This window comes from Cystobacter fuscus (assembly GCF_002305875.1).
Lineage (GTDB): Bacteria > Myxococcota > Myxococcia > Myxococcales > Myxococcaceae > Cystobacter > Cystobacter fuscus_A.
Genome location: NZ_CP022098.1, coordinates 10,278,302 through 10,303,549, shown reverse-complemented (window position 1 = coordinate 10,303,549; position 25,248 = coordinate 10,278,302). Strand labels below are relative to the sequence as shown.

The following is a 25,248-nucleotide window of genomic DNA, read 5'->3' as shown; positions in this document are numbered from 1 at the left end:
GCTTCACGCCTCGCCGGGTGACTGGACGATGAGCTTCTCCTTGCCGCACACGTCACAGCGCAGGTGGACGAAGAGATCCTCGTCGCTCTCCTCGGGCACCTCGCCCTCGGGCACGCCCAGCTCGCTCTTGCCCAGCGCGGGCACCTTCTTGGGGATGTCCTCGGCGCGCAGCGACTGCACGTAGGTCATCTCCCGGTCGTGACACTCGCGCGTCTCGGGGCCGGTGAGCCACGCGGGCTCCATGCCCTCGGGCAGCCTTCCGAGCAGCTCCAGGTGGCCCAGGGCCTCGGCGAGGTAGGCCAGGCGCCGCAGCCGGGCCTCCTCGGGGAGGGCGGCGAACACCTGGAAGCCCTCGAGCAGGGCCTGCCGGTCGTCCCCGGTGGCCAGCTGTGCCAGCTCCATGGCGGCGTCGGCCGACTCGAGCGCCTCGTCCCAGTTGTTCTCCGGGTTGAAGCCGGCCTCGAGCAGGGAGGTGTAGAGCTGGGTGGCGGCGTGGCGGCGGCGCACGTCGTGGGTGTGCTCCACCACTTCCTGGGGCAGGCGCAGCTCCAGCAGGGCGCCCGTGGTGCGCGGGTCCACCGTGCCGGTGAGGTCATCCACCTGGAGCTCCTCGCGCAGGGCCTCCTTGAGCACCTTGGCCGCGGAGAAGCGGAAGGCGGGCACCACACCCACCTCGCGCAGGTACATGGCGGCGATGTTGGCGTCCTTGGAGCCCATGCGCAGCGAGCGCTGGGCGCGCTCCACGGCGGCCGGATCCGCCGAGGGCTTCTTGTTCTCCAGACGCGTCTTCACCGACTCGCGGTAGAGCGTCTCCAGGGAACTGCCCGGCGGCAGGCGCGTGGGGATGAGGGGGCGCAGGCCGGGCACGTCGAGCACCCACACCGGCGGGGCCCCCAGCCGCTTGAGGGCGCGGAAGAAGAGCTGGCCGGGGTTGTCCTGGGGCCGGAAGGGGGGCAGCTCGCCCTCGGCGGGGGCCTCCGCGGAGGGCAGGCCCAGCACCGCTCCCGGTCCCATCACCTTGTCGCGCTGCTCGCGGGTGAAGGCGGTGATGCCCTGGACGGGCGGGGGAGGGGGCGGGGGCGCTTCCTGACCATCCAGGCCGACGACGCGGTCCATGTCCACGTCGTCGAAGTCCGCCTCCTCCAGGCCCTGGGCGCCGGTGAAGTCGCAGCGCAGGAGCTTGAGCTTCTCGAAGGTGGCGCCTTCCAGGTTGGCACCGCGGAAGTCACAGTCCTGCATGCGACCTCCGTGGAAGTAGGCGTTGGAGAGGTCCGCGTCCCGGAAGTTCATCTTGGACAGGTCGCAGCGCTCCCACTCGCTGCCCACCAGCCCGAGGCCCGACAGGTCGGCGTTGGCGGAGAAGAGCTGCGAGAAGGTCGCTCCCGTGTGCTCGGTTGGCACCTTGCCGGCCTTGCGCAGGCGGTTCCAGTCCGCGCTTCCGTTCTGCAGGAGCTGTTCAATCGTGGGGGCTTTCGGCATGGACCCGAATTTATCGGTGTGGTGTGGTCCGGGCGCCAGTCAAATGATCGAGTTCCGAATCGAGGAAGACAGCGCGGGCATGCGGTTGGACAAGTTCCTCCGCAAGAAGCTCGCGAACGTGCCCACCTCTCACCTCTTCAAGATGATTCGCGTGAAGAAGGTGAGGGTGAACGGCAAGCGTGCCCAACCCGAGCAGCCCCTGGCTGCCGGGGACACCATCTCCATCCGGGGCACCGAGGAGCAGCTGCTCGCCCCCTCCGCGCCCGAGGAGCGCAAACCCGCACCCGTACCCACGGTGGACCCCTCCGAGCTGGACATCCTGCTCGAGGACGACTGGCTCATGGCCGTCAACAAGCCCAGTGGCATGGCCGTCCACACCGGCAGCGGCATCACCGGGGGCACCCTCGTGGACTATGTGCGCGCCTACCTCGGCCCCAAGGCCACGCGCAACGACTTCACCGCCAGTCCCGCCCACCGCTTGGATCGGGAGACCAGCGGCGTCATCCTGGTGGCCAAGCGCCGCCCGGCCATGGTCCATTTCACGGATCTCTTCACCAACGGACATCCGCGCAAGCGCTACCTCACTTTGGTGAAGGGCAAGATGCCACGCGACTCCGGGGTCATTAACCTGCCGCTCGCCGAGCACCAGCAGACGGCCGAGTCCAAGGCCCGTCGTGGGGTGAACATGCAGGACGCCATTACCCGGTGGAAGGTCATCCGGCAGTCGAGCGAGGCAGCCCTCCTCTCCTGCGTCATCGAAACCGGGCGCACCCATCAGATAAGAAGGCATCTGGTGGCCATCGGACACCCGGTGGCGGGCGACAAGAAGTATGGAGACTTCGCCTTCAACCGGGACGTGCGGGCGCGGTGGGGTCTCAAACGGCTGTTCCTGCACGCCGAGTTCATCGAATTTCCCCACCCGGCCCATCAGGGCAAGGTGGCAGTGGAGGCGGCGTTGCCGCCGGAGTTGAAGGACGTGTTGAAGCGCGCCGCGCTGGATCCCTCATGAGCACGAAATCCCCCAAGCCCAACCGCTCCGAGTCGAAGCTGGTGCTCGACGGTGTCCCTCCCAAGCGCGCCTGGTGGGTGCGCCTGCTGAAGTTCGCCGCCTGGGCCACGCTCACCGGCGCCACGGCCGCGGGCGTGACGGGCCTCGCCCTCTACTACCACTTCTCCGACGGGCTGCCCGACATCCCCCAGGTCAGCCGCTACTGGCCCCCCATCACCAGCGAGGTCTTCACCGACGACGCGGTGCTGGCCGGCGAGTTCTACCACCACCGGCGCAAGGTCGTGCCCTACGAGCACATCCCCAAGCGCTTCGTGCAGGCCTTCATCGCCAGCGAGGACTCGAGCTTCTTCGATCACCACGGCGTGGACGTGCTCGGCACGGCGCGCGCCGCCTTCAAGACGATCTCCAAGAAGATCGGCCTGGGCGGCAGCACCCAGGGTGGCTCCACCCTGACGCAGCAGACGGCCAAGGCGGTGCTCATCGAGGCCGAGGGCTACGCGTCCGCCACGGCCAAGAACCTCACGCGCAAGGCGCGCGAGGCCATCCTCGCCCGGCGCCTGGAGGAGGCGCTCACCAAGGAGGAGATCCTCTACCTCTACCTCAACAACGTCTTCCTCGGGCACCACAGCTACGGCGTGCAGAGCGCGGCGGAGAACTACTACCGCAAGGACGTGCGCGACCTGACGCTCGGGGAGATGGCGCTCATCGCCGGCCTGCCCCAGGCGCCCAGCCGCTACTCGCCCTTCCTGCGGCCGGAGGCGGCCAAGAGGCGCCGCTCGTACGTGCTGCGGCGCATGCGCGACGAGGGGATGATCTCCGAGGCCGAGCGCAAGCAGGCCGACGAGGAGCCGGTGCGCGTGTACCCGGTGGAGGACGTCTTCCACGAGTTCGCCCCGTACTTCACCGAGCAGGTGCGCCGCAACATGGTGGACCGCTACACCAACAAGGCGTTGCTCAACGAGGGTCTGAAGATCTTCGCCACCATGGACAGCGAGCGCCAGCGCGCCGCCCAGGAGTCGGTGCTCGAGGGGCTGCTCGCCATCGACAAGCGCCAGGGCTACCGCGGGCCGGTGCAGCAGCTGGCCACCGAGCAGGAGCGCCGCGCCTTCCTCGACAAGGCCATCAAGGTCATGGGCGACGAGAAGCTCGTGGAGAACAAGTTCTACGTGGCGCTCGTCACCAGCATCGAGTCGGACGGCTCGGGTGCGCAGGTGCAGGTGGGGCCGCACAAGGGCCTGTTGCCGCTGCTCGGCATGCGCTGGGCGCGCAAGGTCAACCCCGAGGGCTATTACCCGGGCGCGCAGCTCACCTCCGTCAAGAAGGCCGTCGCCGTGGGCGACGTGCTCGTGGTTCGCCACGTGGTGCAGAAGGAACTCACGGACGACAACGTCCAGTTCGACCGCAAGCTGGACAAGGAGATCCCCCAGGGCGTGCCGCTCTTCCGGCTGGAGCAGGAGCCGGAGCTGCAGAGCGCGCTGGTGTCCATCGATCCGCACCGCCAGTACCTCACCGCCATGGTGGGCGGCTACGACTTCGACGCCAACGAGTTCAACCGGGCCTTCCAGGCGTGCCGCCAGCCGGGCAGCTCCTTCAAGCCGCTGGTGTACTCGGCGGCGCTCGAGCAGCTCGGGTGGACGGGCGCCACCATCATCGTGGACTCGCCCATCGTCGAGCATGACCCCGACAGCGGCGTGTCCTGGAAGCCGGACAACTACAGCGACGAGTTCCTCGGCGACGTGCTGCTGCGCACGGCGCTGGTCAACTCGATGAACATCCCCGCGGTGAAGACGTTCGGCGCGGTGGGCGTGAAGAACATGGCCGAGTGGTCCACGCGCCTGGGCCTGAGCACGCCCATGAACATGGACTTCTCCGCGGCGCTGGGCTCCTCGTGCGTGTACCCGTACGACCTGGCCAACGTGTACGCCACCTTCAACCGCTACGGCCGCAAGAAGCCCACGTACTTCGTGCGCAAGGTGGAGGATCGCTTCGGGCGCACGCTGGAGGATCACACCTCCTACGATGACCCCTGGGCGCCCCTGCAGGACCGGGTGGCGGCGGGCTACGCGCGGCTGTTCGAGCCGGGCGAGCAGGTGATGAGCCCCGAGACGGGCTTCATCCTCACGTCCATGCTGCGCGGCGTGGTGCAGGAGGGCACGGGCGGGCCGGCGCAGAGGCTGGGCAAGCCCGCGGCGGGCAAGACGGGCACCACCAACGACTCCTTCGACACCTGGTTCGCCGGCTACACGCGCGACCTGGTGACGGTGACGTGGGTGGGCTACGACAAGAACGAGCACCCGCTCAGCCGCTACGAGACGGGTGGCCGCGCCTCGCTGCCCATCTGGCTCAACTACATGAAGCCGGCGCTCGCGGCGCGTCCCCAGTACGAGTTCTGGCCGCCCGAGTGGATGCGCGACAACCTGCGGCTTCTGCGCATCGACAAGAAGACGGGGAAGCTCGCCGCGGCGGGGGCCCGCGACAAGGACGCGGTGAACATCTGGTTCAAGAAGGGCACCCAGCCCGACGACGTGGCCCCGGAGAAGGGCGCCGTGGGCGCGCAGGACTTCATGATGGGCGCGCCCTGAGCGCGCCCCGTGCGCCGGGCCTCAGCGGGCGCGGCGCGCGATGCCGTCGAAGAGGCCATTGGGCAGGTGCTTCACCAGGCCCATGACGCCCGCCATCTGCCAGGGGAAGGCGTACTGGGCCTCCCCGCGCAGGATGGCCTGGCCCATGAGCTCCACGGCCGCGTCCGTCTCCAGGAGGAAGGGCATGGCGAACTTGTTCTGGGCCGTCATCTCGCTCTTGACGAAGCCCGGGTAGAGGCAGCTCACCTTCACCCCCGTGCCCTGCAGGTCCACGCGCAGGCTCTCCAGGAAGATGTGGAGGAAGGCCTTGGAGGCGGAGTAGGCGGCGTTGCGCGGCAAGCCCCGGAAGGCGGCCATGCTGGCCACGCCCACGACGTGGCCCCGCTTGCGCTCCACCATGCGTGGCAGCACCGCGCTCAACGTGGCGGCGGCTCCGCTGACGTTGACGTCGATGACCCGCTTGACCGTCTCCCATTTGATTCGCTTGCCGGACGTCTCCTGGCCGAAGCCGGCGTTGGCGACGATGAGGTCCAACCCGCCGCAGGCATCATCCAGCTCGCGCACCCGGGCGAGCGTGGCGTCCGCCTGGGCGACGTCCAACTCCACCGGCTCGATGTGGGCATGGGCCGCGCGGGCCTCCTGGGCGAGCGCCTCCAGGTTGTCCTTGCGCCGGGCCGCCGCGTACACCTTGACCCCTCGCCGGGCGAACCAGAGGGCCAGCCCGCGCCCCAGGCCACTCGAGGCCCCCGTGATCAACGCCGTCCGATAGCTCGACTCCGCCATGTGTGTGCCTCCCTGAATCCGGGGGCTTCATTGCCACGGAACGCCCCGGCGGGGGAGGGAAAGCGGCGCGGATGGGCTGCGAGTATCAAGGGGCTGAACGACGCCGGGACTGCAGAGGCCATTTCATGAGCCGACCTCTGCATGGTCTCTTCCCCAATCGTGCACCGCACCGGGAGGAGCCTGTTGGATAGGAAAGGGCGTGGAACCAGGACGTGTAACACCTTGGGGTTGGCAGGTTTTCTCCTGGTGCTCGTGGCGGCCCTCGGTGCCCAGGCGGAGCCACCCTCCTTCACGCTCCCTGGCCGTAAGCCGGACTCCAGGGAGCCCTGGGGTGCTTTTCTTGGCAAGGCCGCACATGAGGCCATTGGAATAGAATACACTTTGCAGCACCCCTGCAGCATTGCTGACGGCGCTCAATGAGGCCGTCAATCCTGACAAGAAACTCGTGGGAGGCACTGGCTTCGAGGGGTCCCTCTTCCTCGAATTCGAGAATGGGGGTGCACTGTGGCATTTGTCCTGGCGCACGCCAGAGTCCGGTGTGACTCTGTACCGCTGGAATTACCGGCGCAAGAAGCCCAATGCCTCCTGGAAGGAGCGGGCGGCCCAGAAGGTAGAAGACAGCGATGCTCTACGGCTCCTCTGCCGCCATCCTTCGCAAGGTGAGAGCAGAGGGCCACTGGTGGGCTCGGGAGTACCTCAAGACCGGTGCCTTTCCCCAGCCCCGGCAGATGCGCCAGGTGCTGCCCGGCGAGGTACTGGTGGTGCGTCCAGGGGCCGAATTCGACTTGAATCACACACGCTGGTGGGTGCACCTGTTCGTCGGCGTCTTCATGGACCTGCATGAAGGCGTCCCAACGGAGAAAGTCCAGCGCACGGAAGATGCCTTCGAGTCCTTCTGCCTGAGCACCCCTTGGGGGGCCCTCTACCATGTCGTGTCTCCGCCTCCTCTACGGGGTGCTGAGCGCATGGCGAACCGGCTCGCCTCGGTGCTCCGCTTCTGGGACGTGCTCCAGGGCCCTCGCTATGCGTTCTGGTTTGGCAAGAAGTACACCCTGGAAGAACTCATGGAGGAGATCTATCGCAAGACCCTGGAGGCATGGTGCCCTGGAGGCCCTGCCTCGGTCCGCGAGCACATCGCTCTGACCGTGGAGCGCATGTCTCACGCGACCCGAGAGGATTGTCTGGAGGCCGTGCTCCGGATGATGCCTATCCTGGCGAAGGAAGACACTGACTTGAAGCACCGCGAGGTGCTCAGCGACCCGGGTTTCCTGCGCGAGCGCCTCTGCGCGCTTTCCCTGGAGCGCTTCAAGGATTTCTCCAGCGCCTACAAATTCACGGTGTCCGTACAGTTGGCCGCCTGGGACAGGGAGTTGGGGCGGCATTAGGGTAATTCGCCGTGGTTGTTGACGTAGAACACGGTGTCCACGTCGGGTTCACCCAGCGGTCCATGGAGAGAGTTCGCGCCGCCAATGTCGGCTGCCTGGCTCGGACCCGCCGTCGTGAGCGGGTCAGGTCACCGGGGTTCGAGGCTGGGCCTCGCTCGCCGTGTGGGGGCCCCGGGTGGCCGCGTCCACCCGGTCCAGATAGCGCGTCAGCCGGGGCCGCGCGGCGACCTGATCGCGCTGCCACGGGGTGAGGTCCTGGCGCAGGCTGAAGAGCTGGCTGAACAGGGCAATGTCCGCGGCGGAGAACGTCCCCAGCCAGAAGCCCTCCTCGGGGGCGCGAGCCTCCAACGAGTCGAGCAGTTCCTGGAAGCGCCGCCAGCACACCTCGGGACCCGCGCGCCAGACATCACGCGCCACGAGTCCTTTCACGATGCGCTTGCGCAACCGTCCGCCGATGAGGCGCCGCAGGGGCCCCGGTAGGCTCGAGAAGGCCGTGTCGCGGAAGCGCGCCCAGTTGCGCTCGTCGGCCCAGCGAGCGCTGACGAGGAAGCCGGAGAGCGAGGTATCGGCGAACTCCTCCCACAGGTTGGCCTCGCCGGCGAGCTTGGGGTCCGTCGTGCCGTGGAAGGTGCGGCCCGCGAGCTTCTGGAGGCGCTGGAGGATGTCGGTGGAGTCGCCCACCGCCTCGGTGTCGCCGATGAGCAGCACGGGTACGAAGTGCTCATTGGACTCCCCACCGACGGGAAGTTCTGATTCGGTGTCCACCATGAGCCCGTTCACCCACCCACCCCCGCGCCCCTGGGCGTCCCTCCTGCTGCTCTTGCCGTGGCTCGTCCTCGCGGGCTGCGCGCTTCCCGCGCCCACCGAGGGCCGCCTCCTGCGCACCGGACCCACTCCCGTCGCCGAGGCCCTCTTCGAGGTGCGCGCCCGCCACACGGACCTCGTCCCGGTGCGGGTGCTGTTTCCCTCGGACTCGGAAGGACGCCCCATCCGGCCCGCCGATGGCTCGCGGCTCCCGGCGCTCGTCCTTGTCCAGGGCGCCTTCGTCCCCCCCGAGGATTATCTCTGGCTCGCCGAGTCCCTCGCCGCCCGCGGCCATGTCGTCGCACTGCCGTCGCACCCCCTCGACTTCGCCCTGACCGCCATCGACAATGGCCGCTCCGCCCGGCAACTCCTCGTCGAGCCCCCGGAGGGCTCGCTGCTCACGGACCTCGTGGACCCCTCGCGCATCGCCGTGGCCGGGCACTCGCTCGGCGGCGTCATCGCCAGCAAGCTCGCGCTCGAGGGCGGCTTCGCGGCACTCGCCCTGCTCGCCAGCTACCCCGACCCCGCCGATGCCGAGCGCGTCCCCACGCTCGCGTTGCCTTCGCTCTCGCTCGCGGGAGCGTTGGACTGTTCGGCCCTGCTGCCTCGCGTCCGGGACGAGGCCTCCCGTCTTCCCTCGCCCTCGGTGCTCGTCGTGCTCGAAGGCGTCACCCACTACCAGTTCACCGTCAGCGACCAGAAGGATCGGGAAGGTGGCTGTGCACCCACCGAGCCGCTCGACACCGCGCACGAGCGCATCTCCGAGGTGCTCGCGCGCTTCCTCCACGCCGCGCTCGCCGGGAACGGCACGGGCGCCGATGATCTCCGCCAGGTGCCCGGCACCGAGGTGACCGTCCGATGAAGCCTTTCGTCTTCTCCTGTGCCCTGCTGCTCGCCCCCGTGGCCGCCGCCGAGGCGCCCCTGCTCACCGCGCGCGGCCGGGTGGATGCCTCGCACCTGTCACTGCTCGGGGGAACGCAGGGCGTGGGCGTGGGCTTCCTCCTGGCCCAGGCCCCCCAGCCCGACACCCGTCCCACCGCCTACGGCGGCGAGTTCTTCGTCCAGCCCACGCCCGGTGTGCTGGAACTGCGCGGCGCGGGCCAGTGGCAGCTCTCCCCGGGCCCGGGGCTCTTCAGTGCCTCGGCGCAGCTCGGTCTCACCGCGTATGGGGTGGTGCGGGGCCCCGCCGACGTGGGACTCGGGCCCCACGCGGGACTCTTCGTGGGCCTCGGCGGCACGCACGTGGAGGGCTTTCTCGGCGCCCAGGCCGGACTCGAGGCTTTCTTGCGGACGGGCGGACCGCGCGTGCCCCTGCGCTTGCTCCTTGGAGGGCGGGGGCGGCTGGGGGCCGTGGGTCTCGCCCTCTCCGCGCGCGCCGGAGTGGACCTGGAGCGCGGCGTCCAGGCCACCTGGCGCGGTGATGTGCTGCTCTCCCTGGACTGGTACGGCGCGGGCTCGAACCCGGAGACCGGACGGGTCCCGGAGACGCCCTCGCCGTGACGCGGGAGGAAGCATGAAAGCTCCGGCCGGAGCCGGAGCTTAGTTCGGGACGTCGACCGTGGTGCCACTGACACTGATCGCGTTCGCCCCCGGCGACGCCGAGATCGGCGGCACATGGGTGTTCGTGATCGGCGTCGTCGCGTCCGTCCGTGTCACGGTGTGCACGACCTGTGAGGGCGGCAGCTCGGCACCGCTCTTGAGATGGGCGAAGGCCGCGTCCAGCGCACGGAAGAGATAGACGTGCAGCGGCACGATGCTGGCGGGCAGCGCGCTGGCGAAGGAATCGAAGTGGTTGGCGTTCGTCACCTCGATGTAGCGCAGCTTGCTGCTGTTGCCCTCCACCGCCGCGTTCAGGCCCAGGTAGGCGCGCGACGCGTGGTTCACCGGGATCAGCGCATCGTTACGGCCCGCCACGATGATGGCGGGCTTGCCGTGCAGGTCGCCTGTCGCCTGCACCTCGGCGATGCCTGCGCGCACGCGGGCGCTTTGCGCCGCCGTCTCGCCCGTCAGCGGCGCGCCCGTGACGGCGTCCACGCCCGTCACCAGCGAGCGCAGACAGAGGAAGCCGTCCAGCGCCTGGTCGGCCACGTTGGTGGAAGGGGAGATCGCCGCGCTGTAGACCTTGGCGCCGCCCACCGAGTTCTCATAGACCGGCGTGCCGATGAGGCCGCTCAGGGTGGCGAAGCTGACGGCCTTCTGCGCGGCGGTAAAGGCCACCGGATTGCCGTTCGCATCGGTGTTCGCCCAGCTGAAGCCGCAGACGTGGTCGGTCACCGAGAACCTGCCGTAGGCGTTCACGTAGGTCACCGCGACGAGGAGATTGCTCAGCGCGTGCAGGCTCTGCAGCGGCTCCGACTCCGGCAGCCAGCCGTAGGCCTTCATGCGCGCCTTGGCATCGTTCATCTGCGCCGTCAGGTCGGCCCCCGACAGCAGGCCCTTGGCGACCAGCGATGCGCAACGGCCAGCGGCACCGGCGATGCAGGGCTGGTACAGCGCCGCGTAGCTGGAGAAGTCCAGGATGGACTTGCCTTGCGCCGCCGCGCTCGCTCCGCCCTGATTGACCGTGTAGCCGGTGCTGCTCTTCGGCTGGATCTGCGGCTCGGTCACGGCCACGGCGTCGATCAGCCCTTTCGTATCCTGCTCGGCGGCCAGCAGCGCCGCGCCCGCGCCGTTCGAGATGCTGGAGGCGATGGTCCATGTGTTCTCGGGCGTCAGGCGCACGAGCCTGCTCTTGCCGTCCGGCGCCAGCTCGCCGTACTGCTCGTTCAGCACATAGAAAGCGAACTCCACGGCCTGCAGCGTCATCCTGCCCCAGTCCTTCTCGGGATTCTGCTGGGAGTGCGCGTGCTTGAAGGCGATACGGTTGGGGAAGGTGGTGGCGTAGGCGCTGCGCTCCGCGTCGCCGAGGGCTGGCGCGAAGAGGGCGTCCTTGCCCGCGGCCGTGCGCGTCGCGCGCGTGCCGTTCCGCTGGTTGACGTTGTCGTCGTCGAAGGTATAGAGGCCGGTGCCGCCGCCCTTGTCCGTGTAGGCGACGGCGCAATGGTGCTTCAGGCCCCACTCGCCCGCGCTACCGATCGCCCCGTACATGCCGCGCGAGCCGCTGGAAGTGCCGGTGACGATGCAGGGATTGTGGGTGGGATCGAAGCTGGCCGGCACCTGCACCATCAGCGTCACGTTCTGCGTGCCGCTGCCGTCGTCCGCATAGGCGATGTATTCGGTGCCCGCGACCTTGCCGGTGTCGGTGGTCGCCACGCCCGCCGCGTTCACGTTCGGGCCGTACATCGTGCCGTAGCCGCTGTTGGCGGAGATATCGAGCACGGCCCTGTAGTTGGTGTAGATGGCGTTGCGGCGCAGCTCGGCCGCGGTGGGGTTGTTGGGATCGGCATAGGCGGGTGGAGTGGTGGCGGCAATGCCGCTGGCGCCGAGGCCCGCGGTGAGCAGGTCGTCGCTGTTGCCGTCGTATGAGGTGGCCGTGACCGTGCCGAGATAACCGGGTTTCTGGTTCAGCGGGCCACTGTTCTCGCCCTTACAGGAAATCAGGGTGAGGAGCGTCGCGCTGGCAATGACCAAGGGATGGGTGTTTTTGTGCATGTCGCCATCCATCTTCCGTTTTCTGGGCGTCTGGCGACAGGGGCTCCTGGCCCTTTCAGCGAGTTGTCCAGGCGCGTCATCGGCGATGACGGCACGTCATCGCCCAGGTGGCGCCGGCCCCATTGCCCGGGTGCTCGGAGATGAACACGCGCACCGGAACCACGCGGCCCCATGGCGACGTCGTGCCGCGGCATCGTCCGGGCGAGCAGTGGATCGCCAATCACATACATCCACCGTCTCGAACGGACGGTCGCTTACGTACTCGCGGTGAACGAGGGTGCTCTCCTTGAACCATGGCTGATTTGGATGAGATGACGACCGTCATGCGTCGAGGCGTGACGGAGAGCGCCTGAGGGGAGGGAACTCGCTACGGTCGAGCCCTTGTCCTCGCGACTTGGAGCAATGGACCCCATGCGCAACTCGAAGTGGCCTCGTGAATGGACCTGGCGAGTCGTGAGCCTCTGCTTCGTGGGCTGCTCGAGCCCGGAGGTGGAACCGCCCGTGGACCCTGGCTGTGCCGAGCCCACGGGAGCGCCCGTGGAGCACGCCGAGCCTGTCGCTGAGCGCCCCGGTGACCGTGGAGGCGTGCGCCGTGGTGCGGCTGGGCCCGGGGGTGCAGGTGTCGGTGGACGCCTCACGTTGGAGCCCGGCGTGGAGCTGCGCTTCTCACCCGCGACGAGGCTCGAGGTGTATGACGCACGCAGCGCACTGGTCGCCGTGGGCACGGAGCAGCACCCCGTGGTGTTCACCTCGGAGCGAGCCGTCCCGGCCCCCGGGGATTGGACGGGACTGAGCTTCCAGGAGCCTCAATCCCAGAACCGCCTGGAGCACGTGCGGGTGCGCTACGCGGGCGGTGACTGCCAGTGCTCGAGCTACGGGTGCAACTACCTGCCGGGCTCGTTCTCGGTCGCCTCGGCCATCCTGCTGTTCGAGAAGCCCGCCACGGCGTTCATCACCCATACCCATATCGAACACAGCGCCGGACACGGCATCCTCCGGGGGGTGGGAGGGGACGTCGGACGTGGGCTTCCTGGACACCAACACTACCCACCGCTCGGCGTGCTCAGCGCGGCGAGCGGCCGGCTCCGTCGAACAGCGAGAATACCCAGCATGACGAACGCGATGAGCGTTGCTGCCTGTGCCGCCGCGAAAGGGGGCTCGGTGCCGTTGGGCGCGAGCGCATGCAATGGTGCGATCTTGAGGAAGGCCTGAACGACGCCGACGAAGCAGTTGAGGTAGAGCGCGATCGTTGCCGTGATGATGTAGGTCGTCTTTCCCGCTGGGTGAGCGTTCATCCGAAGCAACGCGTGGGTCGCGATCGCGAGGTCGATCGCGGAAATGATGGCAACACCCAGCGCCGGGGTGAAGATCGTGATTGGGAACAAGAAGCTGGTCACGGTCGTGAGCACGGTCGTCGTGAAGAACAGCACATTCACCGACGATAGCCATCGGCCGTTCGTGAGTGCCAACAACCAGACGAGCCCGGCGGCGATGCCAACGAGGCTGAACAGCACGTGGATGATGGTGAGGGTGGATATCGACAATCCGAGTATCATGGTGACGCTCCTTGTTTGTGGGCCAAAGCCGTTGGTATTGCTCTGAGGTGGTGCGGATGTCATCGGGGTTGTTTCTCGGCCGCCTGGGGGGGCTCGAGGGGAGCCAGAGCGCTGACCAGCTCCGCCGTCGTCGTCACGACATGGGCATAGGTCGGCGCGTTGATGTCATGGGCGCAGCGCATTGCCTCGGCGCTCGCCGCCGCGGTCGCGTCGCGGACGAGGGTCACGTGATAGCCGAGTTCGACCGCGTACCTGGCCGTGCTTTCGATGCATGTATTGGCGATGAGCCCGATCAGGATGACGTGGGTGATGCCCTTCTGTTTCAGGATCGTGTCGAGATTGGTGTTCGCGAAGCCGCTGGAACCCCAGTGCTCCGTGCAGATCAAGTCACCACTCCGCGGAGCGAAATCCGGGTACCACTCGCCACCCCATGTGCCTTCGGCGAATACCTGGCGCCGATAGCCACCGGCCATATAGGGGTTGGGGTGCGACCATCCGTCGAGATCGCCCGGCTTCCAGCGATGGTGCGGCACGATCACGACCTGGATGCCAGCCGTCCGCGCCGCGTGGGTGATCGCTTTCAGATGGGCGTGAAGGCCGACCTCGGTCGCGACCTGCGCGACCATCGGCCATAGCTTGCCTTGCTCCGCCAGGAAGTCGTTATAGGGGTCGACGAACAGTAGCGCGGTACGCGTGACATCCAGGGTCATCATCTACCTCCCGTGCTCCGCCTCGATGGCGGTGGAACGGGAGGGATGATGACCCGGACGCCGTAACGGCGAAATCGTACTGGGATGTCATCCTGCTCATACCAAGGGATGACCCCGGCTTTCCTCGGGTATAGGGAGGGGGCGGGCCAGCCCCCCGAAGACGGGAGCCCGGGGACTTGCGCCCCTCCAGGTTCACTTGCGTGCTCACCGTCGTATAGGTCTGCCACTCTCCGGTGTTCGGCACGGCGAGGGTGCCCACCTTCTTTCCGTCGAACAGGATGCGCAACGAGCTGCCATTGGCCGTCTGCGTCGCGACCCGGGCGGACACGGTATACGTGCCGCTCGTCGCCACGTTTACCGTGTACTCCGCCCACTCCGAGCTGCTCACCCAACTGGACAGGCGAAGGCGGCGAGGCTCACGGCGGCTGACGCTCCCCTGGCTTAGCGCTGGAGGATCGACTGGGCGGACTGGACGGTCTGGGCGGCCTGGGTCGGGTTGGTGAGGTCGAGCTTCGACTCGTGCGGCACGGTGAGGCCCTTGCGCGCCGCGGGCCGCTGCTCGATGGCGGCGAGCCAGCGCTGCAGGTTCGGCAGCCCCTCCACGGAGACGCCCGCCCAGGCGTGGACGCGCACCCAGGCCCAGTTGGCGATGTCCGCGATGCTGTAGTCCCCCGCGAGGTACTCGCCGCGCGCGAGCTGGGTGTCGAGCACGGTGTACAGCCGCCGCGTCTCGTTCTGGTAGCGGTCGATGGCCGGTTGGAGCTTCTCCGGGAAGTAGCGGAAGAAGACGTTGGCCTGGCCCTGCATGGGCCCCACGCCCGCCATCTGGAACATCAGCCACTGCGTCACCCGCGAGCGGCCCTTGCGGTCCGTGGGCATGAGCTTGCCCGTCTTCTCCGCCAGGTAGAGCATGATCGCCCCCGACTCGAAGATGGGGAAGTCGCCCTCCTCGCGGTCCACGATGGCCGGGATGCGCCCGTTGGGGTTGAGCTTCAGGAAGTCGGGCTGTTTCTGCACGCCCTTGCCGATGTCGATGGGGTGCACCGTGTAGGGCAGCCCCAGCTCCTCCAGCGTGACGGAAATCTTGTAACCATTGGGCGTCGCCCACGTGTACAGGTCGATCATCTCCGGTCTCCTCCGCGTCTCAGGCCCCGAATAGCTTCTGGAGCACCTCGCGGTGGTAGTTGGTACTGCCCACGTGGGTGGAATGCCACTTCGCCGACTGGCTCAGCCGGTTGAGCACCGCCTCGAACTCGGCCTGGCTCGTGTCGCGCAGGGACAGGTACAGCCGCGCCGCTCCTCGCAGGTACGAGAAGAGCGGGTGGGGGTCGCGTCCCTCCGGCTTGCGGCGCAACTGGCGGTAGAGCCGCTCGAAGGTGTCGTCCGTCTCGGGCTTGCCCGTGGCCGCGCAATAGTTGGCGGCCGTCGACTCCAGCAGCAGCAGGAAGGCGTGGTACTCGGGCGGCGGCGTCCGGCTCAGGTCCGGTGGCACCGCCGTTCCCGTCCACAGGCGCGAGACGGGCTGGAGCGAGATCAGCACCAGGCCCTCGTTGCCCATCACCGGCACCGCGTCTTCCACCGCAATCACCTGGCCCGCCTCGTCGCGCTGGACGGGAACCCGCAGCAGCTCGGGCTGCTCCACCTTCAGGCCCGCGCGCTGCAACTTCTCCACGGCTTCACGATCCACGTCTCACCCATCCCCTGTACGAGTCGTTGCCATGCTCCGCCTCACTGGCCCAACACGGGCCAGTGGGGTTGGAGCGCCTCCCGGCTGCGGCGCAGGGCATCGGCCGCGTCGCGCGAGACGCCCTCCACGAAGTGCTCCTCGCGCTGCCCCGCCATCACCTCCACGCACGCGTGTACCGAGCGCGACAGGCCCTCCAGCGAGTAGCCCCCCTCGAGCAGCAGCACGAGCCGGCCGTCGCAGAAGTCCCGCGCCAGCCGCTGGAACGCCGTGCACATGGCGGCGAAGCCGCGCTCGGTGACGACCATGCCACCGATGGGATCCTCGCGGTGCGCGTCGAACCCCGCGGAGATGATGACCAGGTCGGGCCGCCAGGCGCGTGCCACCGGGAGGAAGAGCCGCTCGCAGAGCGCGCCATAGTCCGCGTCACCCGAGCCCCCGGGGAGCCCGCAGTTGACGGTGTAGCCCAGGCCCTCGCCCTCGCCGATCTCCGTGGGGGCTCCCGTGCCGGGGTAGTAGGGGAACTGGTGCGCGGACATGTAGAGCACGTCCCGCCGCTTCCAGAAGGCCGCCTGGGTACCGTTGCCGTGGTGTACGTCCCAGTCGAAGATGAGCACCCGCTGGGCGCCCAGCCGGCGCGCGGCCTCGGCGGCGATGGCCGCGTTGTTCAGCAGGCAGAATCCCATGGCCTGGTCCGGCTCGGCGTGGTGGCCGGGGGGGCGCACCAGCGCGAAGGCATTGCGCGCCCGGCCCGCCATGACCTCCTCCACCGCCTGCACCGAGGCCCCGGCCGCCAGTACCGCCGCGTCGTAGCTGTCCGGGGACATTGTCGTGTCCGGATCCAGGCTCGTGCTCTTCCCGCGCAGCCCCCGCAGGGCCTCGAGCAACTGGGGGGAGTGCACCGCGGCGAGCTCCTCGTCGGTGGCCGGGCGGGGGGCCCGGCGCTCCGTTCCCGGGATGGGCTGACTCTCCAGCAGGCTCAGGATGCGCCCCAACCGCGCGGGACACTCGGGGTGGTCGGGTCCCGGGTCATGCTGGAGGAAGAGCGCGTCGGTCAGCAGCAGCGTCTGGGTCATCGGGTCTCCCACCCATGCAGTATGGCGGGGCCGAAGTCCAGACGCTCGCCATCTCCCCCTCCAGCCGGGGAATGGCGCGTCGGGCAGGCGGTGGAGCGCCGGTTCCTTGCCCTCCACCAGAGAACCTCTCTACAGTCCGGGCGCCTTGCTCAGACGCCTGAAAAAGCCCGGTCTTCGAGTCGCTCTCCTCGCCACGTTCACGCTGACCCTGTCCGTCATCCTGGCGACCCTGTACGTCTCCATCTCCTGGTTGGTCTCGAACTACCTCGAGACCCGGTTGATGGAACATGGCCGCGCCAAGGCGCAGGAATTGGCGGGCCTGATGGCCCGGCCCGATTCGGATCGGCTCGCCATGAGGGCCGTTGGCGGGGTGACCGACTCGGACAAGGACTTCATCTACGCCGCCATCGTCGCCAGCGACGGCAGCCTCCTCCTGGAGGGGGGGGAGCCTCCGCAGCGGCTCCCGGAGTGGCAGTCCCGGTTCTTCCGGCCGGGTGCCGAGTCCTCCTTCATCCTCCCCAACGGGGACCGGCTCCTGACGGAGCTGGCGCCGGGGCCCCAGTGCCGGGCCGAGTCGTGCCGGGTGGTGGTGGTGGTGAGCTTCGAGCCCCTGCGCGCCATGCAGCGCCAGCTCACCATCATGCTGGTGGTGGTCTTCGTCACCGGGCTCGTGCTGGTGGTGACGCTCGTCTACTTCGTCACCAACAAGCTCATCCTCCAGCCCCTGGAGCGGATGATGGCGGTGGCGCGCAAGATGGCCGAGGGCGATCTCACCAACCGGGTGACGGTGGACGCCGGAGGTGAGCTGGGCCAGCTCGCCGAGGCGCTCGACAGCATCGGCCAGTCCCTGCGCAAGACGCTCAGCCAGGTGCGGGGCGTGTCCGAGGTGGTCTCCAACGTCATCGAGCAGTTGTCGCGCGCGGGCAACACCGTGTCCTCGGGCGCCGCCACCACCCAGGGCCGGGTGGCCGAGACGTCCTCCTCCATGGAGCAGATGCTCGCTTCCTTGCGCGGCATCGCGGAGAACGTGGAGGTGCTCTACCAGAGCGCCGAGGAGAGCAGCTCCTCCATCATGGAGATGGCCGCCACCAACGACGAGGTGGCCGAGAACGTCCAGGCCATGGCGGGCAGCGTGGAGGAGACCACGAGCGCCATCGAGGAGATGACGTTCTCCATCAAGGAAGTGGCCAAGAACATCGACGAGCTGCGCGACTCCACCGAGGAGACCAGCTCGTCCATCAGCCAGATGGACAGCTCCATCAGCCAGGTGGAGGCCAACGCCAACGAGACGGCGCGCCTGTCCGAGCAGGTGTCCGAGGACGCCAAGACGGGCGTGGAGGCGCTGCGCAAGACGATGAAGGGCATGGACCGCATCAAGGAGTCCAGCCTCACCGCCTCGGGCGTCATCGACAGCCTGGGCCGGCGCATCTCGGAGATCGGCAACATCCTCAACGTCATCGACGACGTGGCCGAGCAGACCAACCTGCTCGCGCTCAACGCGGCCATCATCGCCGCGCAGTCGGGCGAGCACGGCAAGGGCTTCGCGGTGGTGGCGGACGAAATCAAGGATCTGGCCGACCGCACCGGCAAGTCCACCAAGGAGATCGCCGACCTCATCAGCAGCGTGCAGGAGGAGAGCCGCAACGCGGTGCAGGTGATGAACCTGGGCGTGCGCAACGTGGAGGAGGGCGTGCAACTGGGTCTCGAGGCCGAGGCCACGCTGCGTAAAATCAACGACAGCGCCCAGAAGTCCACGCAGATGGTCAAGGCGATCGCCCGCGCCACGGTGGAGCAGGCGCGCGGCAGCAAGCAGGTGACGCAGGCCATCCAGCGCATCTCCCAGACGGTGCAGATGATCTCCAAGGCCTCCAACGAGCAGGCCAAGGGCGGCGAGCAGATCATGAACAGCGCCGAGCGGATGAAGGCCATCACCGTGCACGTGCAGCGAAGCAGCCAGGAGCAGGCCCACGGCAGCAAGCAGATCACCCGCTCCATCGAGAACATCAACGAGATGGTCACCCACCTCAACCGCGCCCAGAAGGAGCAGACCAAGGGCAGCGAGCAGGTGCTCAAGGCGGTGGAGGCCATCAAGGGCGTGTCCGACCATCAGGCACGCTCGGTGAAGGCGCTGGAGGAGGCGATCGACAGCCTGCAACGCCAGTCCGAGGTGCTGCGCGCCGAGAGCCGGCGCTTCAAGGTCTAGGAAGGAGCGGGCCTTGTGTCCGCGCTGGACGGATGCCGGGCGAACAGGCACTCATCGGGTTGCACCAGGCCGCCCGGGGCGTCATAACCCGGGGCGGTTCATTCGGAGTCCGTGCGCATGTTCAACGTCGGTGCAGGCGAGCTGATCTTCATCTTGGTGGCGGCGTTGGTGGTGCTCGGCCCGAAGCAGTTGCCCGAGTTCGCCCGGGCCATCGGCAAGTTCGTGCGCGAGTTCCGCCGGCAGACGGACGACGTGCGCACGGTGGTGGAGCGCGAGTTCTACAAGATGGACCAGGAGTTCAACGACGAGCCGCGCCCCCCGGTGCCCATGGGCAGGCCGGCGGTGCTGCCCTCGCCGGTGCCGGCCGTGTCGTCCGAGTCCCTGTCCTCCCTGCCCGCGCCGGAGGCCTCGCCCGACGCCCCGGTGGCGCCCATGCCGGTCCCGGGTGCCCTGGCCGCCTCGGCCTCCGCCGACTCCCCCGAACTGCCCGCCCCCTCTCCCGTTCCCACCGCCGAGCCCCTGCCCGGCACGGTGGCGCAGGACCCCTCCAAGAGCGGCTAGCCCCCGAGATCCGTACCCGTGGAAAATGACCTTCGGATGAGTTTGATGGAGCACCTGTCGGAGCTCCGTTCCCGCCTGATCAAATGCATCGCCGCGGTGTTCGTCCTCGGGGCCGTGTCGCTCGTGTTCGCCCGGCCCATCTTCGGCTTGTTGATGAGGCCGGTGCTGGACGCGCTGCCGCCCGATGGGCGCTCGCTCGTCTACACGTCGGGTATCGAGGAAATCAACGTCCTCATGAAGGTGGGCGTCTACTGCGGCATCTTCCTGACGACGCCCGTGCTCCTGTGGCAGATCTGGGGCTTCGTGGCGCCGGGGCTCTACCCCGAGGAGCGCCGCTACGCCTCGCCGTTCGTGTTCATGGGCACGCTCGCGTTCCTGCTGGGCGCGCTGTTCTGCTACTTCGCGGTGCTGCCCTCGATGTTCCAGTTCCTCCTCAACGAGGAGGAGAGCACGGCGACGGCGCAGCGGCTGGACGTGGGGCGGCTGAGAGCAGACGACGCGCTGCGCTTCCTGAGCATCGGCGAGGCCGAGCGCGCGGGAAGGCTCGCCCAGGAGACGAGCACGGCGCTCAAGGCGGACGGCGCGGGAGCGATGCCCGAGGCCGCGCGGGAGCCCTCGGAGAAGGTGGAGCTGGAGGCGCGGCTGAGCGGACTGGGTCGGCTGGTGGACGCGGCGGCGCAGGGCTTCAACACGGTGCCGGCGCGCGTCGTGCTGCGGCAGACGGTGGAGAAGCGCGCGGAGGCGGTGGAGGCGTACGCCCGGGAGGACTTCTCGGCCTCCAGCCGGGCCATGGACGAGGCGGCGAGCCTGCTGGCGGGCGTGGCGCCCTCCCGGGCCGAGGAGGTGGCGGGCCTGTGGCGCCTGGAGAAGGAGCTGGCGCTGGGCAAGGCGCGCTACGTGGCGCAGGCGTGGACGCGGCCGATGCTCACCATGGAGGAGCAGTTGTCGCTGGTGCTGCTCCTGCTCTTGTCCTTCGGCATCATCTTCGAGCTGCCGCTGGTGATGGCGCTGCTGGGCGTGGTGGGCATCATCAAGGCGAGCTTCCTCCTCAAGTACCAGCGGCACGCCTTCGTCGTGTGCCTCATCCTGGCGGCGGTCCTCACCCCCACCGGTGACGTGGTGAACCTGTCGCTCATGGCCGGGCCCATGCTCATGTGCTACGAGATGGGCGTGATCGCGGTGTGGCTCATCGAGCGCCGCCGGGCGAAGAACGCGGCCGAGACGGGCATCACCCCGACGGGCGCCTGAGCCGGGGCCCGGCGCGGGTGGCCGGAGCAGTGGGGGCGTGCTAGGCACGGGGGCGTGTTGGTGACTCCCCCCCGCCGCCGCCGACTGGCCAATGACTTGCGCTACCTCGTGGCGCTGCTGCGCCGCTTCCGCCCCACGGTGCTCATGGCGGTGGTCCTCTTCGGCTTCATGCCGCTGGTGTACCGCTGGCGGCACGTGGGGGCGGATGGCCACGGGGTGAGCCTGGGCAAGGCGCTGCGCCACGTGTACTTCCTGCTCTACGGGCAGCCCTCGCTGGACGTGGATGACACCCTGTTGATGGTGCTCGACATGGTGATTCCCCCGGTGGGGATCGCCGTGCTGGTGGACGGCGTGGTGCGCTTCGCCTACCTCTTCTTCGCCAGGCACCGGCAGGACAAGGAGTGGTTCGAGGTGATCGCCGAGACGATGAAGGGCCACGTGGTGGTGTGCGGCGCGGGGCGCGTGGGCTACCGGGTGGTGTCGCAGCTCCGGGCGCTGGGCCGGGACGTGGTGGTGGTGGAGAAGCGCGAGGAGGCGGCCTTCGTGGCGGTGCTCCGCGACGAGCAGGTGCCGCTGCTCATCGACGACATCCGCAGCCAGCAGTGCCTGCCGCGCACCAACGTGAAGACGGCGGCGGCCATCGTCTGCGCCACGGATGATGACCTGGCCAACCTGAACATCGCGCTGGATGCCCGGAAGGTGAACCCGAACATCCGCGTGGTCATCCGGCTCTTCGATGACGACCTGGTGGCCAAGGTGCGCGACACCTTCAAGGCCGAGGCGCTGAGCAGCTCGTCGCTGGCGGCCCCCGCCATGGCGCTCGCGGCGTTGGATCCCCGCATCATCCACTCGTTCCGCATCGGCACGCACCTGATGGTGGTGTCCGTCTTCGAGGCGCGCGAGAAGCTGCCGGGCATGACGCTCTCCGAGGTGCGCGACCGCTTCGGTGGCCTGACCCTGTCCATGCGCCGGCACGGGGGAGGGGAGGAGCGGCTGCATCCCCCCGGAAACACCCTCATCGAGCCGGGAGACCTGCTGACGCTGCAGGCCGAGTACGAGGACTACCGCAAGCTGCGCGACTTCACCCTGGAGGCCGAGGCTCCGGTGTTCGCGCCCCCTCGCCCCGAGTCCATGTCCTGAACCCTCCTCCGCCCTTCGTTCGACGCGTGGGCCGCCAGGGCGGTGGTGACTTCTGTCACCACCCAGGACAACTGTCATCAGGTGACGGCGGGGGGAAAGGCGCTCCTCCCGAGACGTTCCCGAGGAAATCCGGGGTCTTCCCCGGCGGGGTGGGTTGGCCTCTTTCTTGCTGATGGACAGGGCAACTCCCCTTTCTCCCGGATTTGCTCATGCCCTATGAAGTCCGTCGTTCCGGAAGCGGTTCCCCCTATTCTTCTTCTTCCCGGACCCATGGTCACTCGCGGTCGTCGAGCAGCTCTTCCTCGCGGGCTTCTCCTCCCCGGGCTTCCTACGTCTCCGCCGAGCCCTCCACCAGTGCCGCGGCTTATGACCAGTACGCCTCCTATCGGGAGGAAGACCGTCACACGTTGAGCGACCCCTACGCCCAGCCCCAGTGGGGCTCCGCGTACTCGGGGGAGAATCCCTATGCGCAGGTCCAGAACCACACGCTGTATGGGCGTGGCGGTCCTCAGCCCAAGCATGTCAGACAGGGCAATCTCGGGGATTGCCACGTGCTGGCGTCACTGGCGGGCGTCGCCAGCGACCCCAACGCCATCCAGTACATGGTGCAGCCACAAGGATCCGGTTCGTACCAGGTCAATCTTCACGACCCCAGGACCATGCAGCCGGTGCAAGTGCATGTGGACAGCCAGCTCCCCACGGGAATGGAGCCCAGCTTCCACACGTCCCAGAGACAGCGGGTCATCTGGCCGCACATGGTTGAGAAGGGCTACGCCAAGGTTCACGACGCCAGCGAGTCCGCCTATCGGGGACAGGACACGAGTACTCGCCAGACCAGGGGGTACGGTGACCTGGAGGGAGGGACGGGCATCCACGCCATGCAGTCCTTCACGGGGCGGCCCGCGGATTATGTGTCCATCCGGGGTATGCCGGACCAGCAGCTCGTGAACATCCTCAGCATGGCCAACACGCGGGGCGTCTCGGTGATCGCCGGGTCCAACTACCATGGGACCGAAGGGATGAGTTCGAGAGTTGAAACCGCTCACGCCTACACCGTGACCGGCACTCGGACTTCCAGCCGCGGCGAGATCATGGTCGGCTTGCGCAATCCACACGGCGGGGACCAATACCCTCTCGTGGGCACCGTGAACGACACCTTCGAACTGCCGCTGCGTAAGTTCAAGGCCTCCTTCGAATCCGTGACCTATCCGGTAGGGTGACTCCAGTCGGGGTGGGGCCGTCGACCTTTTCCGCGTGCGCGCGTAGCGTCACGGCATGAACGACGATCCCCACGACCTCGCCCGCTTCGTGCGAGCCCAGGATGACGGTGGCACCTACGACCGGGCTCTCGCGGAGCTGCGCCGCGGACGCAAGACCTCGCACTGGATGTGGTTCGTGTTCCCGCAGATCGCCGGCCTCGGCCGCAGCTCCATGGCCCAGCGGTATGCGATTTCGTCGCTCGACGAGGCGCGGGCGTACCTGGCGCATCCGACGCTGGGGCCGCGGCTCGTCGAGTGCGCGAGGGTTGTCGCCGACACGTCCGCGCCCTCCGCGGAGGCGATCTTCGGCGGCATCGACGCGCAGAAGCTCCGGTCCTCGATGACGCTGTTCCTGCGCGCCGACCCGTCACAGCCGGTGTTCCAGCGGGTCCTCGACGCGTTCTTCGGCGGGAAGGCAGATGAGGCGACGGACCGCCTGCTCTGAGTCACGACAGACGGAAAAACCTTGGACGCACGGCTCCTCGCGGAGGCTTCCCGGCACATGGGCTGAGCGTTGAAGTCCCTGGAGCGCTGTCCCATAGTGGTCCTCATGACCGACCTCATGTTTCCCCAAACCGTTCTCGATCGGATGCGTGACGACGGAGACCGGATCTGGTTCGAGCACGGAAGCCGACGGGTCACCGCGGCCGAGATCCTGCGCACGACCCGGCGCGTGGCCTCGGGCCTGCGGGCCGCCGGTGTGGGACCGGGCTCCGGTCTGGCCGTGTCCGCCAGCGTCACGCCGGAAACCTTCGCGGCGATGATGGCGGCCTGGGCGTTGGGCGCCCGCATCGCGGGTATCCGTCCAGGGTTGACGTCCGGGCAACTGACACACCTGCTCGGTGATCGTGTCGACGCTCTGCTCATCGATCCGGCGAACAACACCGCAGAGATGCGCGAGGCGGCTGGGAAGCTGCCGGTGCTGTGCCTCGGCGCGGCGCCGGATCTGCCGGATGTGTTGGCCGCGGCGGATGATGGAGCGCCCCTGCGGGCCTCGGGACGGCCGGGGGACGTCGCCCGGATCATCTATACCAGCGGCAGTACCGGCAATCCCAAGGGAGGCGTCCAGACGTACGCGGCGATCAGCCAGGATTGGCCGGCCTACCCCGAGTACTGGAGTCCCGCCATCCGCGAGATGGCCTCCGGGATGCAACGCCATCTGCTGTTTGGCACGCTGAACAGCCAGGTCGCGCTGGACTACGCGCTGGTGGCGCTACTCGGTGGGGGGATGGTGGTCATTCCGGAGAGCATGGACCTGCGGCCGTTCTTCCCGACCGTGATCGCCCGCCACCGCATCACCAGCAGCATCCTGAGCGTGCCGCGCCTCTACCAGATGCTCGACAGCCTGCGGACGGACCCGGTCGATGTCAGCAGCCTGCGCACGCTCATGGTCTCCGGCTCACCGTTGAACCCGCAGCGCTATGCCGAGTCCCTGCGGCGGCTCGGCCCGGTGGTCTTCCAGGGCTATGGCCAGACGGAGGCGGGCCTGCTGTCGATGTTGACGCCCCGCGAAGCCCTGGCGTCGAAGGGGGCCCTGGAGTCCGTGGGCCGCCTTCATCACAGGGTGAAGCTGGAGGTTCGCGGCCCCAACGGCTCCCAGATGCCGCCTGGAGAGGTGGGCGAGCTGTTCGTCCAGACGCCATACCAGACGTCCGGTTACTGGGCGGACCCGCAGGAGGCCGCCGAGGTGTTCGTCAATGGTTGGATTCGTACCCGCGACCTGGGCTACGTCGACGGTGACGGTTATGTGCACCTCGCGGGCCGGGCGCGAGATGTGATCATCGTCAACGCGAATGTCTATTACGCGGGCCCCATCGAGCGGGTGCTCGCCGAGCACCCCTCCGTGGATCAGGCCTACGTCGTCGGCAAGGACGACGAGCAGACCGGGGAGGCGGTACATGCCTTCGTGGTGCCGAGGCCGGGCGCGCAGCCGGACGTGGGTGAACTGCGGGACTGGGTGGTGGGTCGATTGGGGCAGGCCTGCGCGCCACGCACCGTGACCTTCATCACCGAGGTTCCCGTCGGGCCGAGTGGCAAGCCGAACAAGCGCGCGCTGGCCAGCCGCTGATCGCGGAAGCCAGGGCGCGCTCGCTGACGCGCCCGCGCGCCGTTGGTGTGTGAATGACGCCTGCTATGCGCGTTATCAATACGGCAGGACCTGTCCCGACGGCCTGCATA

The 25,248-nt window shown here is 68.3% G+C and carries 22 protein-coding genes; 12 read left to right on the top strand and 10 right to left on the bottom strand.

Going from position 1 to position 25,248, the window contains the following annotated elements; genetic code table 11:
• Positions 1 to 3: 3 nt before the first annotated feature.
• Positions 4 to 1,479 (bottom strand): pentapeptide repeat-containing protein, encoded by a 1,476-nt coding sequence (locus CYFUS_RS41690; RefSeq protein ID WP_095990265.1) that lies wholly within the window; start codon positions 1,477 to 1,479, stop codon positions 4 to 6.
• Positions 1,480 to 1,522: 43 nt separating this feature from the next.
• Between CYFUS_RS41690 and CYFUS_RS41685 the strand changes: the two genes are divergently transcribed.
• Positions 1,523 to 2,488, top strand: coding sequence for an RluA family pseudouridine synthase (locus CYFUS_RS41685; protein ID WP_095990264.1), 966 nt, complete (start codon positions 1,523 to 1,525; stop codon positions 2,486 to 2,488).
• Entirely contained in the window at positions 2,485 to 5,070 is a 2,586-nt protein-coding gene (locus tag CYFUS_RS41680; RefSeq protein WP_095990263.1) for a penicillin-binding protein 1A, read from the top strand. The genes CYFUS_RS41685 and CYFUS_RS41680 overlap by 4 nt, the downstream gene beginning before the upstream one ends.
• A gap of 21 nt (positions 5,071 to 5,091) precedes the next feature.
• Here the strand turns inward: CYFUS_RS41680 and CYFUS_RS41675 are convergent, their stop codons facing one another.
• Positions 5,092 to 5,853: an SDR family NAD(P)-dependent oxidoreductase gene (locus CYFUS_RS41675; protein ID WP_095990262.1), complete on the bottom strand. Its 762-nt coding sequence runs from the start codon at positions 5,851 to 5,853 to the stop codon at positions 5,092 to 5,094.
• A gap of 623 nt (positions 5,854 to 6,476) precedes the next feature.
• On the opposite strand from CYFUS_RS41675, the gene CYFUS_RS41665 reads away from it, so the two are divergent.
• Entirely contained in the window at positions 6,477 to 7,238 is a 762-nt protein-coding gene (locus tag CYFUS_RS41665; protein ID WP_095990261.1) for a hypothetical protein, read from the top strand.
• A gap of 123 nt (positions 7,239 to 7,361) precedes the next feature.
• On the opposite strand, the gene CYFUS_RS41660 is transcribed toward CYFUS_RS41665, so the two are convergent.
• Entirely contained in the window at positions 7,362 to 8,006 is a 645-nt protein-coding gene (locus CYFUS_RS41660) for a glutathione S-transferase C-terminal domain-containing protein (RefSeq protein ID WP_095990260.1), read from the bottom strand.
• Here CYFUS_RS41660 and CYFUS_RS41655 point away from each other — a divergent pair.
• A complete protein-coding gene (locus tag CYFUS_RS41655; protein ID WP_095990259.1) occupies positions 8,005 to 8,904 on the top strand; it encodes an alpha/beta hydrolase in 900 nt (299 codons plus the stop codon). The genes CYFUS_RS41660 and CYFUS_RS41655 overlap by 2 nt on opposite strands.
• Positions 8,901 to 9,542, top strand: a complete 642-nt coding sequence (locus CYFUS_RS41650) for a hypothetical protein (RefSeq protein WP_095990258.1) — start codon at positions 8,901 to 8,903, stop codon at positions 9,540 to 9,542. Before CYFUS_RS41655 ends, CYFUS_RS41650 begins: the two co-directional genes overlap by 4 nt.
• A gap of 39 nt (positions 9,543 to 9,581) precedes the next feature.
• Here CYFUS_RS41650 and CYFUS_RS41645 read toward each other — a convergent pair whose 3' ends face one another.
• From CYFUS_RS41645 to CYFUS_RS41615, 7 genes are all read right to left on the bottom strand, one after another.
• Positions 9,582 to 11,645: a D-(-)-3-hydroxybutyrate oligomer hydrolase gene (locus tag CYFUS_RS41645; RefSeq protein ID WP_232537105.1), complete on the bottom strand. Its 2,064-nt coding sequence runs from the start codon at positions 11,643 to 11,645 to the stop codon at positions 9,582 to 9,584.
• A gap of 1,031 nt (positions 11,646 to 12,676) precedes the next feature.
• Complete coding sequence (locus CYFUS_RS41640; RefSeq protein ID WP_095990257.1) at positions 12,677 to 13,189, bottom strand: hypothetical protein; 513 nt, start codon at positions 13,187 to 13,189, stop codon at positions 12,677 to 12,679.
• Positions 13,190 to 13,248: 59 nt separating this feature from the next.
• A complete protein-coding gene (locus tag CYFUS_RS41635; RefSeq protein ID WP_095990256.1) occupies positions 13,249 to 13,902 on the bottom strand; it encodes an isochorismatase family cysteine hydrolase in 654 nt (217 codons plus the stop codon).
• Positions 13,850 to 14,287 carry a carbohydrate-binding protein gene (locus tag CYFUS_RS53435; RefSeq protein ID WP_269770175.1) on the bottom strand — a complete coding sequence of 146 codons (438 nt, stop codon included), beginning with the start codon at positions 14,285 to 14,287 and terminating at the stop codon, positions 13,850 to 13,852. Before CYFUS_RS53435 ends, CYFUS_RS41635 begins: the two co-directional genes overlap by 53 nt.
• Before the next feature lie 53 nt (positions 14,288 to 14,340).
• Positions 14,341 to 15,024: a glutathione S-transferase family protein gene (locus tag CYFUS_RS41625; RefSeq protein WP_095990255.1), complete on the bottom strand. Its 684-nt coding sequence runs from the start codon at positions 15,022 to 15,024 to the stop codon at positions 14,341 to 14,343.
• A gap of 19 nt (positions 15,025 to 15,043) precedes the next feature.
• Positions 15,044 to 15,586 carry a hypothetical protein gene (locus CYFUS_RS41620; RefSeq protein WP_095990254.1) on the bottom strand — a complete coding sequence of 181 codons (543 nt, stop codon included), beginning with the start codon at positions 15,584 to 15,586 and terminating at the stop codon, positions 15,044 to 15,046.
• A gap of 41 nt (positions 15,587 to 15,627) precedes the next feature.
• Positions 15,628 to 16,659, bottom strand: coding sequence for a histone deacetylase (locus tag CYFUS_RS41615; RefSeq protein ID WP_095990253.1), 1,032 nt, complete (start codon positions 16,657 to 16,659; stop codon positions 15,628 to 15,630).
• 145 nt (positions 16,660 to 16,804) lie between these two features.
• Between CYFUS_RS41615 and CYFUS_RS41610 the strand changes: the two genes are divergently transcribed.
• From CYFUS_RS41610 to CYFUS_RS41580, 7 genes are all read left to right on the top strand, one after another.
• Complete coding sequence (locus tag CYFUS_RS41610; RefSeq protein ID WP_095992543.1) at positions 16,805 to 18,862, top strand: HAMP domain-containing methyl-accepting chemotaxis protein; 2,058 nt, start codon at positions 16,805 to 16,807, stop codon at positions 18,860 to 18,862.
• A gap of 117 nt (positions 18,863 to 18,979) precedes the next feature.
• Positions 18,980 to 19,423, top strand: coding sequence for a Sec-independent protein translocase subunit TatA/TatB (locus tag CYFUS_RS41605; protein ID WP_095990252.1), 444 nt, complete (start codon positions 18,980 to 18,982; stop codon positions 19,421 to 19,423).
• 36 nt (positions 19,424 to 19,459) lie between these two features.
• Positions 19,460 to 20,671, top strand: a complete 1,212-nt coding sequence (tatC, locus tag CYFUS_RS41600; protein ID WP_095990251.1) for a twin-arginine translocase subunit TatC — start codon at positions 19,460 to 19,462, stop codon at positions 20,669 to 20,671.
• Positions 20,672 to 20,725: 54 nt separating this feature from the next.
• Entirely contained in the window at positions 20,726 to 21,811 is a 1,086-nt protein-coding gene (locus CYFUS_RS41595; RefSeq protein WP_095990250.1) for a potassium channel family protein, read from the top strand.
• A 407-nt stretch (positions 21,812 to 22,218) separates the two neighbouring features.
• A complete protein-coding gene (locus tag CYFUS_RS41590; protein ID WP_157758961.1) occupies positions 22,219 to 23,031 on the top strand; it encodes a C2 family cysteine protease in 813 nt (270 codons plus the stop codon).
• A gap of 55 nt (positions 23,032 to 23,086) precedes the next feature.
• Positions 23,087 to 23,515, top strand: a complete 429-nt coding sequence (locus tag CYFUS_RS41585) for a DUF1810 domain-containing protein (protein ID WP_095990248.1) — start codon at positions 23,087 to 23,089, stop codon at positions 23,513 to 23,515.
• A 105-nt stretch (positions 23,516 to 23,620) separates the two neighbouring features.
• Positions 23,621 to 25,138, top strand: coding sequence for a class I adenylate-forming enzyme family protein (locus CYFUS_RS41580; RefSeq protein WP_232537104.1), 1,518 nt, complete (start codon positions 23,621 to 23,623; stop codon positions 25,136 to 25,138).
• The last annotated feature ends 110 nt before the right edge of the window (positions 25,139 to 25,248 follow it).